Here is a 14,677-nt window from a genome sequence, read left to right on the forward strand (position 1 = left end):
GGGGTGTTCCGGCCGAAGGTGGACGCGGCGCTGCATCTGCACGAGCTGACGCGGGACATGGATCTGTCCATGTTCGTACTGTTCTCCTCCGCCGCGGGTACGTTCGGTGGTCCGGGGCAGGGCAACTACGCGGCGGCCAACGCCTTCCTCGACGCTCTCGCCCAGCACCGCCGGGCGCAGGGCCTGCCGGGACAGTCCCTGGCCTGGGGCATGTGGGATCAGCGCTCCACGATGACCGAACACCTGGACGACGCCAGTGTCCGACGTGCGGGCCGGCTCGGCCGGGCCCTCACCGCCGAGCAGGGGCTGTCGCTGTTCGACGCCGCCACCGCCGTCGACGAGGCCGTGCTCGTCCCCCTCGACCTCGACACCACCGCCCCGCGCTCCGGAGCCGTGCCCGCGCTGCTGCGCGGACTGGTACGGCCACGCAACCGGCGCGCCGCGGACGGCACGGCGGGCGGCACCGACGCCGCCGGGCTGCGACGACAGCTCGCCGCCCTCTCCGCCGCCCAGGGCGTGGAGCACCTGCTCGGCCTGGTACGCCACCACGTGGCCGTGGTCCTCGGCCACGGCAGCCCGCAGGAAGTCAGCCCGGAACGGCCGTTCATGGAGTCCGGGTTCGACTCGCTCACCTCTGTCGAGCTGCGCAACCGGCTCACCGCCGCCACCGGCCACAGGCTCCCCGCCACCCTCGTCTTCGACCACCCCACGCCGCAGGTGCTCGCCGAGTACCTCGCCACGGAACTGACCGGAGACGCCCCGGCAGGTGCCCAGGGGACGGCGTCCGCCGCGCCCGTGGCGCGGAGGCGTTCGGAGGGCACCTTGAACATGCTCTTCGAACAGGCCGTGGCGGAAGGCAGGATCGACGACTTCATCAACATCCTCGACTCGGCGGCCAACTTCCGCCGGACCTTCAGCGACCCCGGCGAGCTGGAGCGGGTGCCGAGCCCGGTCCGGCTGTGCCGGGGCGACGACGCGCCGAGCCTGATCCTCCTGTCCGCGTTCATCGGCAAGGCCGGGCCGTACGACTACTCGGCGCTCGCCACCGGGTTCCGCGGCAAGCGCGACGTGTCCGCGCTGTTCCAGCCGGGCTTCCTCGCCGGCGACCCCATGCCCGCCGACCTGATGGCCGCGACGAAGCTGCACGCCGAGAGCATCGCCCGCTACGCGGACGGCAAGCCCTTCGCTCTCGGCGGCGTGTCCTCCGGCGGCGCCGTGGCCTTCTACGTCGCCCACTACCTGGAGAGCATCGGCCTCCCGCCGGCCGCCGTCGTCCTCCTGGACACCTACACACGCAACGAGGCGATCTACCGGCACTTCGGGCCGAAGATCCTGCACAGCGTCGTGGAGGACCAGACCAGCGCGTTCGGTGACACCGGCGACGACATCTGGGGCGACGAGTGGCTCACGGCCATGGGCCGCTACTGCAAGATGAACTGGATGCCGCCGGGCGAGATCAGCGGCAGAACACTCCTGGTGCGGGCCTCCGACCCCGTCGGGGAGTGGACGGAGGACTACGACTGGCGTACGGACTGGGAGCTGCCGCACGACAAGATCGACGTTCCCGGTGACCACTGGACCATCACCCGGGAGCACTCCGCCACCACCGCCGCGGCGATCGACGACTGGCTGCGCGGCCTCGGCTGACCGGGACGGCGGGGTGGCGCCGGCCCGGGGCGGGCGCCACCCCGGCACGACGCCCCCATTAGGGGCGGCTAGGGGTACTGGCCGCGGCGGCCACCGGCATTCAATGGAGAGGCAGTGCACGTGACGATCGATGGGGAGCCGACATGTCCACGGTGACGGGTTCGCGACTCGGAGACCTGCTCTTCGGCGCTCAGCTGAAGGTCGGGCGTCCGCTGATGAAAGTGGCCATGAAGGGCGACCCCTACATCGACCTCCTGCTCGGCGTCCAGGACCCGCGCCCGCTCTACGACGTCATCCGCAAGGGCGGCCCGCTGTACCGCAGCAAGGCCAACGCCCTGGTCGTCACCGGGCACACGCTGGGCACGGAGATCCTGCGGGACCGGAGCCTGTACATCTGCCACACCAACGGCAAGGCCCCGGGCATGCAGCTCATGGAGCGGGTCGGCTGGGACGGGTCCATCCTCAACCTCGACCCGCCGGACCACACCCGCGTCCGCCGCCTCGCCCAGCCCGCCTTCACGCCGCGGAAGATCGCCGAGTACCGCGTCTCCGTGGAGCGGATCTGCCACGAACTGCTCGACAAGGCCGAGCGGCAGGGCGGGTTCGACCTGATCCGCGACTACGCCGGACCGCTCCCCCTCGCCGTCATCGGCGACATGCTGGGCGTGCCGGAGAGCGAGTACGACCGGTTCTACCGGCACGGCCGGGTCATCGGCTCGATCATCGACGGCGTCACGTCGCTCGGCATGGCCCGGGAGTTCAAGCGGGCCCACAGCGAGTACCTGAAACTGTTCGCCGAACTGATCGAGGCACGCCGCGTCGCGCCCGCCGACGACCTGGTCAGTGTGCTCGCCGCCGCGCACGGCGAGGGCAAGGTCACCGAACACGAGCTGCTCGCCCTGTGCGCGACGCTCGCGGTGACCGGCTTCGAGACCACGACCAACCTCATCGGCAACGGCGTCCTGGCGCTGCTGGACAACCCGGACCAGTGGCAGCTGCTCCTCGACGACCCGGACCTCGCTCCCAAGGCCGTCGAGGAGACCATGCGGTACGACTCGCCCGCCCTGCAGGCCACCCGCATCCCGCACGAGGAGATCGAGCTGGCCGGCCGGCGGGTCAAGGTGGACGAGGCGCTCGTCGTCCTGGTCGGCGCGGCCAACCACGACCCCGAGGTGTACCGGGACCCGGACCGCTTCGACATCCTGCGCGAGGGCGAACCGGACCACCTCTCCTTCTCCGGCGGCATCCACTACTGCATCGGCGCGCCACTGGCCCGGATGGAGGGCGACGTGGCGCTGAGGGTCCTCGCGGAGCGGATGCCGAAGCTGCGTTTCGACGGGCCCCGGCGGCGGCGCAGCTCGCCCGTCATCAGCGGCCTGGACACCTTCCCGCTGGCCTTCGACTGACCGTCCGCGCGGCACCACCGTCCGCCTCCTGGCCCGGCCGGCTCCGGCCGGGCCAGGAGGCGTTGCGGCCCGCGCCCGTCAGAGGTGGAGAGAGTTCGCCGACGCGGGTACGAAGACCGGCAACCGGGCCTCGACCGTGAACCCCCCCTCCTGTTCCGGTCCGGTGCTCAGTTCGCCGCCCACGAGCTCGACCCGCTGGCGCAGTCCCAGCAGCCCCATCCCGGAGCCGCTGCGGCTCAGTTCGACGGCCGGTCCCCGCTCCGGCGCCGCGTTGCGCACGGTCAGGTGCAACTCCTCCGCGTCGTAGCGGGCGCACACGTCGACGGGGGCGCCCGGCGCGTGCTTGATGGCGTTGGACAGGGCCTCCTGGACGACCCGGTAGGCGGTGCGGCCGATCACCGGCGAGACCACGTCGGGACTGCCGGTGAGGGAGAACTCGATCCGCATGCCGGCCGCAGCCGACTCCTGGACCAGGCGCGCCAGATCGGGCCCCGAGGCCTCGCCGGACGCCTGCTCCCCGTCGTCCTTCGGCCGGTCGCCGGACTCCTCCTCGTCACCGTCCGTCTCGGCGGGTGGCGTGCGCAGCACACCGAGGAACTCGCGCAGTTCCTCCAGCGCCTGGTGGCCGGCCGAGCGCAGTTCCCCGGCCGCGGCCCGGGTCGAGTCCTCCCGGGTGGTCAGCTCCAGGGCTCCCGCGTGCAGCACCATCAGGCTCACCCGGTGGGTGACGATGTCGTGCATCTCCACCGCGAGTTTCGCCCGCTCCTCGTACCTGGCCTGCTCGGTGAGCAGATGCTGCTCCCGCTCCGCGCGTTCGGCGCGGTCCCTGAGCACGTCGGCGAGCCGGCGCTGGGACCGGACGTACATCCCGGCCAGCGCGGGCACCGCGGTGAGCAGCAGGCCGGGCGCGATGATGTCGACCTCCGGCAGCCACGGCCGGGTGGCGACGAACGTGAGCACGCCCGTCAGCGCCCAGGCGCGGGCCAGGTCGGTGCCGTACGCCATGACGCTGTAGCAGGCGAAGGGCGCCGCGAGCGGCACCCACACCCCCTCCTGGTCCACCTCCGGCATCGTGCCGGGGAACACGCCCTCCACGACCAGCGGCGCCGCGGCGACGAGCATCAAACCCATGATCCACATGGGTGCCGTGCGGCGGAACAGCAGCGAGAACGCGGCGAACGCCTGGAGCATCGGCGAGACCCAGTCCTGGGTGGACTGGGTCGACCGCAGGATCGCGGCCAGCGCCGCCAGAACCAGGAGGCACACGACGAGATCGACGGCGCGATCGCACCAGGAGTACGACGTGCGCGTGCGCCGGGGCATCCACTCAGACCGTTCCACCCGGCACATGGTAGCGATGTCCGGGGGCCGGCCCGGCACCCCGCGGACGTGCCCGGCAGCGAGGCGCCCTCAGGCCTCAACGCCTGGCGGACACAGCGGACTTCGGTGTGAGGTTCCGTATCTCGAAGGAGCGCTTGGTGCGGTCGAGCCGGTGGAAGAGGTTGTCGGCACCGCTGAACAGCAGCCGGGTCACGCCCAGTCCGGTGAGGGCGTCGACGACGGCACGCCAGTCGACGGGCCGGTCGAAGGTGTCGAGCAGCATCGTGCGCACACCCTCGGCCGAGTCCAGCACCGTACCGTCCTGGTCGGCGACGAGCGGCATCCGCGGCGCCCGCACCGGGATACCGGAGAGGACCTCGCTCTCCACCGTCCGGCGCAGCCCGGCGAAGGCCGGGGCGTGCACGGGCGGCCGCATCGAGTACATCGAGTACCCGCCCAGGTCGCTGATCCGCTTCCTGAACCGGTCGAGCCGGCTGCCGCGCAGCGACAGCAGATGGAAGCCGTCGTCGAGATAGCCGGAGAACTCGTACCACTCGCCGTCGGCGTCCAGCTCCGCCAGCGCCACCTTGAGCCGCTCCTCGGGGAGCCGGGTGAAGGAATGCGTCACCACGTCCTGGTGGTGCGTGCGGAAGTACTCCTCCTCGCACCGCGCCATCGCCACGGTCATCCGCAGTGTGTCCTCGTACGACAGCGAGCCGGCGTACGCGACCGCGGCCTTCTGCCCGAAACTGGGACCCACGCAGACCGCGGGTTCCTCACCGGCCCGGTCCGCCGCGCGGTCGGCGAGAGCCAGACAGTTGACCAGGAACGCCACCTGCGCGTATTCGGAGTAGTCGGCGCCGCCGTCGCGGAAGCGCTCGGCCACCCGGTAGCCCAGCACCTCGTCGGCGACCGCGAGACGCCTGCGGGCATAGGGGTCCAGGAGCATGAAGCGAGCCGCGTCACCGAACCGCGACGGCCCCATGCCGGGGAAGACGATCGCGGTGGTCATGCTGCGCGGGCCTCCTTCGCCAGTGCCTCCATGGCCCGCATGTCGGGCTTGCCGTTGCGGTTCAGGGGGAAGCTGCCGAGGACCTCGACCCGGTCGGGCCGTTCGTACGCCGCCAGCATGCTCCGCAGCCGCTCGCGCCAGTACGCCGCCGGGCGGGCCTCCGCGTCCTCGACGAAGAACACCAGCTGGGCACCGCGCCGTGCGTCGGGCAGGGCGACGATCCGTACCGAGCACCCCTTGGCCTCCACGGACCGCTGGATCAGCTCGGGGTAGAGGGTGTAACCCATGCGGTGGACCGCGTACTTGCGGCCCAGGACGAAGACGTTGCCCTGCTCGTCGAGATAGCCCAGGTCACCCGTGCGCTGCCAGCCGGGCGGCACGGCCTCGAGCGTGCCGGCCTCGTTCAGCCACCCCTCCAGCGCGTCCGGTGTGTCCACCTCCAGCTCGCCCACGGCACCCGCGGCGACCGGACGGCCCTCCTCGTCCACGACGCGCAGGCCGATGCCCTCCATGGCCCGCCCGCAGGCCACCGGGTTGTCGAGGGTGGCGAAGGCGATGTTGCCCAGTTCCGTACTGCCGTAGCTGTCCAGCAGCGGCTTGCCGAACTCCTCGCCGTACGCCTCCACCAGTGGTTTGTCCAGCGGAGCCGCCCCGACGCAGAACATCCGCGCCCTCTCGAGGACGGGACGCAGAGACGGCTTGTGCGACACGAGGTTGAGCATGCTGCGGTAACTGGAGGGCGTCGCGTCGATCACGGTCGCCCCCGCCAGCCCGGCCATGACCAGCGCGCGGTCGAGCCGCTTGTACGGCGCGATCACCAGTGAACACCGCCGCAGCCAGGCGATCAGGACCATCGACAGACCGTACTGGTGGGCGAACGGCAGCAGCGGCAGCAGCACGTCGTCGGCGCGGTGCCCGACCTGGTCGGCGTTGCGCTCCAGGTTCTTCAGGAATTTGCGGCCCGACTTGACGACACCCTTGGGGGAGCCCGTCGAACCGGACGTCCACATGATCAGCGCGTCCGGCAGGTCGCACCAGGCCTCGACGTCGAGCGCCGCGCCGGCCGGGTCCCGGCCGACGGCGGCCGCGAGCAGTTCGTAGAGGTACAGGGCCTCCTGGCCACCGTCCAGCGGGGCGTCCTCGTCGCACAGGACCAGCTTGGATCCGGTGCGCAGGATGATCCGCCGGGTCTCCTCCACGTGCTCCTGCTGGTCGATCAGGACGATCGAGGCGCCGACGTGCATCAACGCCAGGAGTGTGGCCACCCAGGGCGCCGAGTTCCCGGCCTTCAGGGTGACGCGGTCCCCGGGGCCGACTCCGTGGTCACGGAGCACCTGTACGAGCCGCAGGGCATCGTGCTCGAAGTCGTCGAGGGTCCGTACCGAGTCATGGGCAAAGATCTTCGCGCTCATCGGTCGCAGGATTCCTTCCTCGCACCGGACAAGGGCGCCGCGCCGAGCGACCCCAGGGGCCCTAGGGATGGAAGTCAGGGAAGTCAAGGGGCCTGGACAGAGAGTCTGAGAGCCGCGGCCCCGCGAGGAAACCCTGACCACCCCCCTACGGTCCCTTGTCCTCGGCACCAGTGACGCCACCGGGGCCGGTAGGGGACACGCAGGGGTGCCGGGCCGGGAGGACCGCTGCTTACGATGCGCCGCGGCCGGGCCGTACGAGCGCTCACGGAGCGAGGACACAACAACTGATGCGACAGTCGACGACAACGAGTCCGTGGTTCCTCCCGCTGTCCCGGGAGCGGGCCGACGCGGTACGCCTCGTCTGCTTCCCGTACGCGGGCGGCGCGGCCTCGGCCTGGTTTCCGCTCGCCCGCGCTCTCGGCGAGGACCTGCACGTCATGGCCGTGCAGTATCCGGGACGCCAGAACCGGCGCCTCGAACCCCCGATCCAGGACCTGGGCCTGCTCGCCGACGCGGTCACCGCGGAACTCGGCCCCTGGCTCGACGCGCCCCTCGCCTTCCTCGGTCACAGCATGGGCGCCATCCTCGCCTTCGAGGTGGCGTCGCGCCTGGAGCGACGCGGCGACTTCCGCCTCGAACGGCTCTTCGCCTCAGGATGCGGCGCGCCCTCGTCGCACCGCGAGGTGGAGGATCTCCGCCACCTCGGCGACGACGAGGTCATCGCGGAGATGGGCGCACTCGGCGGGACCGACCCGACGCTGATCGCCGACGACGAGCTGCTGCGGCTCGCACTGCCCGCCGTCCGTGGCGACTACGAGGCGGTGCGCACCTACCGTGCCGAACCCGGCACCACGCTGCGCGCGCCCGTCACCGTGTTCCGGGGAGAGGACGACGCCCGCGTCACCGCGGAGGAGGCGGCCGGCTGGCGTGCCCACACGAAGGCCACCTGCGAGGTGCACGCCTTCTCCGGCGGGCACTTCTTCCTCCACGACCACGTGAGCGAGATCAGCGGCCTTGTCAACGGCGCCCTGCGCCGGACCGGTTGAAACCTTCTCCGCCGCGGCGCGCCGGGTCCCCGGCTCCGGGCTACCGGCGGCCCAGCGCCCTGGCACGGCCGCGTGCCCAGATTGCCAGTGCGATGCCGGCGACGACGGCGACCGCGTACACGGTGAGGGTGCCGCCGAACCCCGCGTCGAGCCCACCGAGCAGGCCCAGTTGGTCGTGGTCGACCAGGAGGCGGATGGCTCCTTGGGCGCCGAGCACCAGAAGGAGCACACCGAGGGCTTGGAGAAGGTCGAACTTCACAGGTGCCTTTCGGTAACAGGGGGAATCCCCGGACGGGATCCCTGGCGTGGCGGCTGCAAATATAGGGCTCCACCCGGTACGGCGCGATGCGACGCGTCACCGACGGCCGCGCACCGTACAGGATTCGGCCATGTTCGGACCGGTCCGCCGCGTTCCGCGCAACCGCGCGGCCGGTCCGGTGCGACGGCGCAAGCGACGAAAGTATTCGAGCGACACCACGCGTCCCGTACTCATGGACCTGGCGCCGAGTGCGCTCCCCTGCCAGGAGCGTCGGCCGCGATCCTTCCGCTCCCTCCCGAATTGTGGTGAAAGTCGAGGTCAAGCGCAAGGTTACGGTCGACGCGGGATTCCTATTAAGCTCTCGGTCGACTACAACGGCGTGAAGCTGGCATCTACGGGGGTGTGCTTGGCGTGCAGGCAGTCAGCGCTGCCGGAAAACCGCGGTCGGACAGGTTTGCTGTGCTCTCCGAACCGTCCGCGCACCAACCGGCGACCACCGGCCCTGTCCTGAGACGTTCGCCGCAGCGGTCCGATCTGTTATTGGTCGGCGTGCTCGTGGTCCTCCTGGTGTGCGGGGCTCTGTTGAACTGCCATCGGGGCGAGGGCCACCCCGTCCTGGGCCCCTGGCTGGGGCTCGCCCTGCAGATCCTGATCGCGTGCGGGCTACTGGTGCGCAGGTCATGGCCGTTGACGGTGCTCGGCGCGGCCACGGCGGCGGCGGTGCTGATGTCGCTCTCGGTGTGGCTCGTGCCCGGACTGCTGATGACGTCGAAGGACGGGTCGGGGGTGTGGGTGCCGCTGGCAGCGCCCTTCGCCGCGTACAACGCCCTGGCCGTCGCGGGCCGGCAGCGGATGTCGTGGGTGCTGGCGGGCGTGCTGGTGGTGGTGGCCGCGCGGCCGTGGCAGCTGTCCTTCCCCGTGTCGGCGAGCGGGCTCGTCCTGGTCGGGGTCCCGGCGCTGCTGGGCATGTACGCGACGGCGCGGCGTGGGCTGATCGACGCCCTGACCGAGCGGGCGGAACGGGCCGAACACGAGCAGCTCCTGCTGGCGGAGCGGGCACGGGCCGAGGAACGAGTACGCCTGGCCGGCGAGATGCACGACGTGGTCACGCACCGGGTGAGCCTCATGGTGCTGCAGGCCGGGGCGTTGCGGGTGACCGCCAAGGACGAGCGGATACGCGGCGCGGCGGAGGAGATGCGCGCGGCGGGCTGCCAGGCCCTGGACGAACTGCGGGACCTGGTCGGGGTGCTGAGATCGTCCCAGAACGTCGAGCGGCTGGCCGATGCCGTGGGCGGCGACAGCCCCGAACCCCCGGCGGAACCCGGATGGCGGTTCACGGGCCTGGTGGAGGAGTCCCGGTCGGTGGGCGTGGACGTGCGGCTGACGGAGGCCGGGGACCGTTCGGTGCTGTCCGCGGTGACGGCCCGCACGGCCTACCGGCTGGTCCAGGAGGCACTGACGAACGTGCGCAAGCACGCCCCGGGGAGCGCCGTGGTGATCGAGGCGCGCTACGAGGCGGACCGCATGCGGCTGTGGGTGCGCAACACCGTGCCGACCGGGCCGGTGGACGCGGAGTTGGCGGGTACCGGGTCGGGCAGTGGCCTGAACGGGTTGCGTCAGCGGGTGGAACTGATCGGCGGGACTTTCGAGTCCGGGCCGCGTGACGACGGAGGTTTCCAGGTGGTTTCCGTACTGCCCACCGAACCGGCTGCCGGATGTGGTGGGTCCGATGGACGGTGAAGTCATCCGGGTGGTGGTCGTCGACGACGAACCGATGGTCTGCGCCCACCTGAAAACCATTCTCGGTTCGGTCGAGGACATCGAGGTCGTCGACGCGGCCCACGACGGGGCGGCCGCGGTGGAGTCCGTGGTGCGCCACCGGCCCGACCTCGTCCTGATGGACCTGCGCATGCCCGGAGTGGACGGGCTCGCCGCCATCGAGCGCATCGTGAAACTGGACGGGGCACCCCCGGTCGTCGCGCTCACCACCTTCGACGCCGACGAGTACGTCCTGCGGGCGCTGCGCAGCGGGGCGAGCGGATTCCTCGTGAAGTCGACACCCCCGGAGGACCTGATCGGCCTGGTACGGGTCGCCGCCGACGGTCACACGGTGCTCTCGCCGGTGGCCACCCGGCGCATGCTGGCCGCCGCCTCCGGGGAGGACGAGGCCCGGGACCGGGCCCGGGAGCTCGTCGGCAGGCTCACCGAGCGCGAGACGGACGTACTGACCTGTATGGGGGAGGGGTTGTCCAACGCCCAGATCGCCTCCAGGCTGTACCTGAGCGAGGCGACCATCAAGGGCTACGTCTCACGCATGCTCGTCAAGCTCGAATGCGCCAACAGGACCCAGGCGGGACTGCTCGCCTACGACGCGGGCCTGATCAGCCGCTGACACCACCCGGACGGCACCGGCCGGTGCGCGGCGCCTCCCCGCGTACCGGCCGCCCCGTCGACCGGCCACACGAGGGTGCGGAGCGTACGAAAGTCGGTACCGCGCCCGAGAGATAGCGACCTTGGTCGCTTCCACTTCCCCCGAAGCGCTCTGCCGCCCCTTCCGGGCCGGCTGGTTGGCTGTGATCGGCAGAAACAGCTCGCGAGGCGGACCCAGTGTCCCCCGGAGCATCGCGGCCGAGGTGCGCAGCACCATACCCAGCCCCTGGAAGATCAAGCACTCCGGCATGGACCGGAGCGGAGGCAGCATGTTCAGTGCACTAGGCCGATTCGTCGTCGGCCACCGATGGCTGGTGATCATCAGCTGGCTCATCGCCGGGGCGGCCGTGATCGCCACGGCGCCGGCTCTCACCACCACGTCCGACCAGGCGGAGTTTCTGCCCGAGAAGTACGAGTCCATCCAGGCGCAGACGATCCAGGAAGACGCCTTCCCGCAGAGCTTCAGCCCGTCCGCGATCGTGGTGTTCACCCGCGAGGACGGAGGGGCCCTCAAGGAGGCCGACTCGGCGCGCGTCGCCGGGATCGGCGAGACCCTGAAGGCCAAGAAGTACGACAAGGTGGAAGAGGTGATCACCGCACCGCCGTCCCCGCACAAGAAGGTGCAGACCGTACTGGTCTCGATGGCCGACGTGAAGGCGGGCGACAAGAGCCAGCACCACACCGTCGAGGAGATGCGGGACGACCTCGACCCCCTGGTGAAGGGCACGGGGCTCGAAGTCGGCGTCACCGGGGACGCCGCCACCCAGCTGGACGCCGAGGAGGCGGCCAAGCGCGCCGACTCGCTCATCTTCGTCGGCACCATCGGGCTGATCATCCTGCTGCTGACCGTCATCTTCCGCAGCCCGACGATCACGATCCTCACCATCGCCGGCATCACCCTGGTCTCCGAAGTGGCCAACGGCCTCATCGCGATCAGCGCGAAAGCCTTCCACCTCAAGGCAGACAGCTCGGTCTCCTCCTTGCTGATCGTGGTGCTCTTCGGCGTCGGCACCGACTACATCCTGTTCCTGATGTTCCGCTACCGCGAAAGGCTGCGCGTCGGCGAGGACCCGAAGACAGCGATGGCCTCGGCCATCGGCCGGGTCGGCGAGGCGATCGCCTCCGCGGCCGGCGCCGTCATCGTCTGCTTCCTCGCGCTGCTGCTCTCCTCGCTGAGCTTCCTCATCTCCATGGGCCCGGCCCTGGCCATCGCCATCGCGGTGACCCTGCTCGCCTGCCTCACCCTGATCCCGGCCATCGTCTCCCTGATGGGCACCAAGGTGTTCTGGCCGTCCAAGGCCTGGCGCCACGAGCCGCGCGCGGCCCGCTTCGCCGCCGTCGGCCGGGCCGTCGCCCGCCGGCCCGGCCTGGTGCTCGTCTCCTCCGGTCTGCTCATGGCCGCCCTGGCGGTCGGCGCGCTCGGCTACAAGCCGGTGTTCGCGCCGGAGGAGAAGGTGGACACGGCCAACGAGTCCTCCGTGGCGACGCACGCGATGCGCACGGACCTCCCGGCGGGCAGCACCAACCCCAGCACCGTCCTGATGCGCTCCACCGACGGCGAGCGGCTCGGGCAGCAGGAGATGAACGCCTACACCGACCGCCTCAAGAAGGTCGAGGGCGTCGGCTCCGTGTCCCGCTCCCAGCTGAGCGAGGACGGCAGGACGGCCGAGTTCAGCGTGGTCCTCACGGCGGACCCGGTCGGCAGCAAGGCCATGGACATCGTCCGCGGACCACTGCGCACCACGGCCCACGAGGCCGCACCGCCCGGTACCGAGGCCAAGGTCGGCGGAGTCACCTCCGTGTTCGTCGACATCAACAAGGCGGTCAACCGCGACTTCTCGGTGGTCTTCCCGACCGCCGCCGCACTGATCATGCTGATCCTCGCCCTGCTGCTGCGCAGCCTCGTCGCACCGATCTACCTGATGCTGTCGGTCGCGTTCGGCTTCGGCGCCACGCTCGGCGCGACCGTGCTGCTCTTCCAGCACATCCGGGGCGAGGCCGGACTGACCTTCTTCCTCCCGGTCATCATGTACTTGTTCGTCGTCGCCATCGGCACCGACTACAACATCCTGATGGTGGCCCGCCTGCGCGAGGAGGCCAAGGAGGGACTCGGCCCGCGGGACGCCACGGCCAAGAGCATCCAGCACGCGGGTCCGACCATCGCCGCCGCCGGTGTGATCCTCGCCGGCACCTTCGCCTCCATGACGCTGGCCAATGACGTGACGCTGGCGCAGACCGGCTTCGCGGTCGCCTTCGGCATCGGCATCGCGTCGTTCGTCATGGCGATGTTCTTCACACCTGCCCTCACCACCCTGTTCGGCCGTGCGGCCTGGTGGCCGCGCCGCATCACACCGCGCGTCCCACCGCAGGGGGCGTCCCACCGGGCGGACCAGCCGCCGCTGCCGGCCCAGGGCGGCAGCCCCTACGTGCCGCACGGCTACGGCGACCGGCGGGACTGACCCGGCCGGCCCGCGGCGGACACGTCCGAGGCCGGGGTCACGGAGACCGTGACCCCGGCCTCAGGCAGGTACGGGGAGCGTCGCCGACGGCGCGGGCCGACGCGCGGAAACAGCACTGGGGCCCCGCCGAAGCCGAGTCGGCGGGGCCCCAGTGCCGTGGGGTCATGCTGTGCGCGAGGGCCGGGGACCTGGGCTACTCGGCGATCTTCGTACGGCCGACCCACCGAAAGGTCATCGGCTCGGACGCCGAACCGCTGCCGGTTCGTTGCTGGGGAGCACGGATGGACTCGAAGTGCTCGTATCCATTGCCATAACGGATCTTGATCTTCTCCTCGGAGTAGATCACCTCGTCCAGTTCGGCCAGCCTGACCGACCCGGACAACCCGCTGGGACCGCCTTCCAGCTGCACCGAGTAAACCGCCGTGGCGGAGGAATCTTGGGCGACTCTACGCATGGTCCTCCTCTCGTCTCGCGGCGATTCTTCTGCGGAAAGGCTCCGCCGGACACCCCTCAACTCCCCCTATCGAATGCGTGAAAGGGAAAACGTCGGAGAACACGGCGGGCTGCGCACTCAAGGGGTTGGTTAGGGGTACACCCGCGCGGGAGTGCTGCCTATCGTCGGAGAAATGCAGAGACTTGCCGGCAGAAGTCATCCGCCCCGGTCGGCCACCGAATGATCGAGGAACTGCTGCCCAAAACCGTGGCCGTCGCCGAGGCGTTCGGCGACCCCGCCGTCCCCCTCGCGCTGTTCGCCGAGGAGGCGGCATACGTGGCCCGTTCGGTGCCGGCGCGGCAGGCGGAGTTCCGCACGGTGAGGGCCTGTGCCCGCGAGGCGCTCGGACAACTCGGGCTGGCGCCGGCACCGATCCTGCCCGGAACCCGGGGCGCGCCCAGGTGGCCGGCGTCGGTGGTCGGCAGCATGACGCACTGCGCGGGATACCGGGCCGCCGCCGTGGCGTTCGCCGAGGACGTGGTGACGGTGGGAGTGGACGCCGAGCCCGACCGGCCGCTGCCCGACGCGGACGTGCTGGAGGCGGTGACGCTCCCCGCGGAACGGGTGATGCTCGCCGGCCTCGCCGCCCGTCGTCCGGACATCTCCTGGGACCGGCTCCTGTTCAGCGCCAAGGAGAGCGTCTACAAGGCCTGGTACCCGCTCACCGAACGTCCGCTGGACTTCGACGAGGCCCGGATCACGGTGGATCCCGAGTCGGGTGGGTTCTCCGCCCGGCTCCTCGTGCCCGGACCCGTGGTCGCCGGTACCCGCCTGACCGGCTTCCGCGGTGCGTGGCTGGCCCGCGAGGGACTGGTGGTCACGGCGATAGCCCTCACGAGCGACAACGCGGCAGAATCGGCGTGACGTCCTCACCGGGAAACCCGTCACCTCCTCGCCGGGAACCCCGCCGGGCCACTTTCCCCGCCCCGCGTGGAATGCGCTGCGCAGCTCCGCGCGAACACCGTGAGTCGCATCGGTGACAGAAGCCGTGCCGCTGGGAATGCCCCCTGGAATGCGAAAAGGAGAGCCACCGTGCGCGAGTCGGGCACTGCCCGGTCCACCGAGAGTGGACTGCCCATCGAACCGGTCTACGGGCCCGATGCCCAGGCGGGCTGGGATCCGGCGGAGAAGCTGGGTGAGCCGGGGGAGTATCCCTTCACCCGGGGTGTGTATCCGTCGATGTACACGGGCCG

Annotated in this window: 13 protein-coding genes; 8 read left to right on the plus strand and 5 right to left on the minus strand. The window is 70.9% G+C overall.

Going from position 1 to position 14,677, the window contains the following annotated elements:
- On the plus strand, positions 1–1,647 hold a 1,647-nt coding region (locus ACH4F2_RS34440), incomplete at its 5' end, for a KR domain-containing protein (RefSeq protein ID WP_398136653.1).
- Between the two features lie 143 nt (positions 1,648–1,790).
- The gene (locus ACH4F2_RS34445; RefSeq protein WP_398136654.1) at positions 1,791–3,053 is read left to right on the plus strand and encodes a cytochrome P450; all 1,263 of its coding nucleotides are present in this window, start codon (positions 1,791–1,793) and stop codon (positions 3,051–3,053) included.
- A gap of 78 nt (positions 3,054–3,131) precedes the next feature.
- On the opposite strand, the gene ACH4F2_RS34450 is transcribed toward ACH4F2_RS34445, so the two are convergent.
- The 3 genes from ACH4F2_RS34450 to ACH4F2_RS34460 form a co-directional block, all read right to left on the minus strand.
- Positions 3,132–4,394, minus strand: coding sequence for a sensor histidine kinase (locus tag ACH4F2_RS34450; protein WP_398136655.1), 1,263 nt, complete (start codon positions 4,392–4,394; stop codon positions 3,132–3,134).
- Positions 4,395–4,470: 76 nt separating this feature from the next.
- The gene (locus tag ACH4F2_RS34455) at positions 4,471–5,385 is read right to left on the minus strand and encodes an ACP S-malonyltransferase (RefSeq protein ID WP_398136656.1); all 915 of its coding nucleotides are present in this window, start codon (positions 5,383–5,385) and stop codon (positions 4,471–4,473) included.
- A complete protein-coding gene (locus ACH4F2_RS34460; protein ID WP_398136657.1) occupies positions 5,382–6,797 on the minus strand; it encodes a class I adenylate-forming enzyme family protein in 1,416 nt (471 codons plus the stop codon). The genes ACH4F2_RS34455 and ACH4F2_RS34460 overlap by 4 nt, the downstream gene beginning before the upstream one ends.
- 287 nt (positions 6,798–7,084) lie before the next feature.
- Here ACH4F2_RS34460 and ACH4F2_RS34465 point away from each other — a divergent pair, with 287 nt between their 5' ends.
- Positions 7,085–7,843 (plus strand): thioesterase II family protein, encoded by a 759-nt coding sequence (locus tag ACH4F2_RS34465; RefSeq protein ID WP_398136658.1) that lies wholly within the window; start codon positions 7,085–7,087, stop codon positions 7,841–7,843.
- 40 nt (positions 7,844–7,883) lie between these two features.
- Here the strand turns inward: ACH4F2_RS34465 and ACH4F2_RS34470 are convergent, their stop codons facing one another.
- A complete protein-coding gene (locus tag ACH4F2_RS34470; protein ID WP_398136659.1) occupies positions 7,884–8,102 on the minus strand; it encodes a hypothetical protein in 219 nt (72 codons plus the stop codon).
- Between the two features lie 549 nt (positions 8,103–8,651).
- Between ACH4F2_RS34470 and ACH4F2_RS34475 the strand changes: the two genes are divergently transcribed.
- The 3 genes from ACH4F2_RS34475 (at position 8,652) to ACH4F2_RS34485 (ending at position 12,991) form a co-directional block, all read left to right on the plus strand.
- Positions 8,652–9,842: a sensor histidine kinase gene (locus ACH4F2_RS34475; protein ID WP_398136660.1), complete on the plus strand. Its 1,191-nt coding sequence runs from the start codon at positions 8,652–8,654 to the stop codon at positions 9,840–9,842.
- Entirely contained in the window at positions 9,832–10,494 is a 663-nt protein-coding gene (locus ACH4F2_RS34480) for a response regulator (protein ID WP_398136661.1), read from the plus strand. Before ACH4F2_RS34475 ends, ACH4F2_RS34480 begins: the two co-directional genes overlap by 11 nt.
- Positions 10,495–10,801: 307 nt before the next feature.
- On the plus strand, positions 10,802–12,991 hold the full coding sequence (locus tag ACH4F2_RS34485; RefSeq protein ID WP_398136662.1) for an MMPL family transporter: 2,190 nt from the start codon (positions 10,802–10,804) through the stop codon (positions 12,989–12,991).
- Between the two features lie 193 nt (positions 12,992–13,184).
- Here the strand turns inward: ACH4F2_RS34485 and ACH4F2_RS34490 are convergent, their stop codons facing one another.
- Positions 13,185–13,445, minus strand: coding sequence for a DUF5988 family protein (locus ACH4F2_RS34490; protein ID WP_398136663.1), 261 nt, complete (start codon positions 13,443–13,445; stop codon positions 13,185–13,187).
- A gap of 219 nt (positions 13,446–13,664) precedes the next feature.
- Here ACH4F2_RS34490 and ACH4F2_RS34495 point away from each other — a divergent pair, with 219 nt between their 5' ends.
- The gene (locus ACH4F2_RS34495; RefSeq protein WP_398136664.1) at positions 13,665–14,348 is read left to right on the plus strand and encodes a 4'-phosphopantetheinyl transferase; all 684 of its coding nucleotides are present in this window, start codon (positions 13,665–13,667) and stop codon (positions 14,346–14,348) included.
- 168 nt (positions 14,349–14,516) lie between these two features.
- Positions 14,517–14,677 (plus strand): methylmalonyl-CoA mutase family protein (locus tag ACH4F2_RS34500; RefSeq protein ID WP_398136665.1); only part of this gene is annotated, 161 nt, incomplete at its 3' end.

The sequence above is a fragment of the Streptomyces sp. NPDC017890 genome (assembly GCF_044328675.1).
Classification (GTDB): domain Bacteria; phylum Actinomycetota; class Actinomycetes; order Streptomycetales; family Streptomycetaceae; genus Streptomyces.

Excerpts from the sequence above, each read along its gene's own strand:
- ACH4F2_RS34445 (WP_398136654.1), top strand. The coding sequence starts at position 1,791 with ATGTCCACGGTGACGGGTTCGCGACTCGGAGACCTGCTCTTCGGCGCT.
- ACH4F2_RS34455 (WP_398136656.1), bottom strand. The coding sequence starts at position 5,385 with ATGACCACCGCGATCGTCTTCCCCGGCATGGGGCCGTCGCGGTTCGGT.
- ACH4F2_RS34460 (WP_398136657.1), bottom strand. The coding sequence starts at position 6,797 with ATGAGCGCGAAGATCTTTGCCCATGACTCGGTACGGACCCTCGACGAC.
- ACH4F2_RS34465 (WP_398136658.1), top strand. The coding sequence starts at position 7,085 with ATGCGACAGTCGACGACAACGAGTCCGTGGTTCCTCCCGCTGTCCCGG.
- ACH4F2_RS34480 (WP_398136661.1), top strand. The coding sequence starts at position 9,832 with ATGGACGGTGAAGTCATCCGGGTGGTGGTCGTCGACGACGAACCGATG.
- ACH4F2_RS34485 (WP_398136662.1), top strand. The coding sequence starts at position 10,802 with ATGTTCAGTGCACTAGGCCGATTCGTCGTCGGCCACCGATGGCTGGTG.
- ACH4F2_RS34490 (WP_398136663.1), bottom strand. The coding sequence starts at position 13,445 with ATGCGTAGAGTCGCCCAAGATTCCTCCGCCACGGCGGTTTACTCGGTG.
- ACH4F2_RS34495 (WP_398136664.1), top strand. The coding sequence starts at position 13,665 with ATGATCGAGGAACTGCTGCCCAAAACCGTGGCCGTCGCCGAGGCGTTC.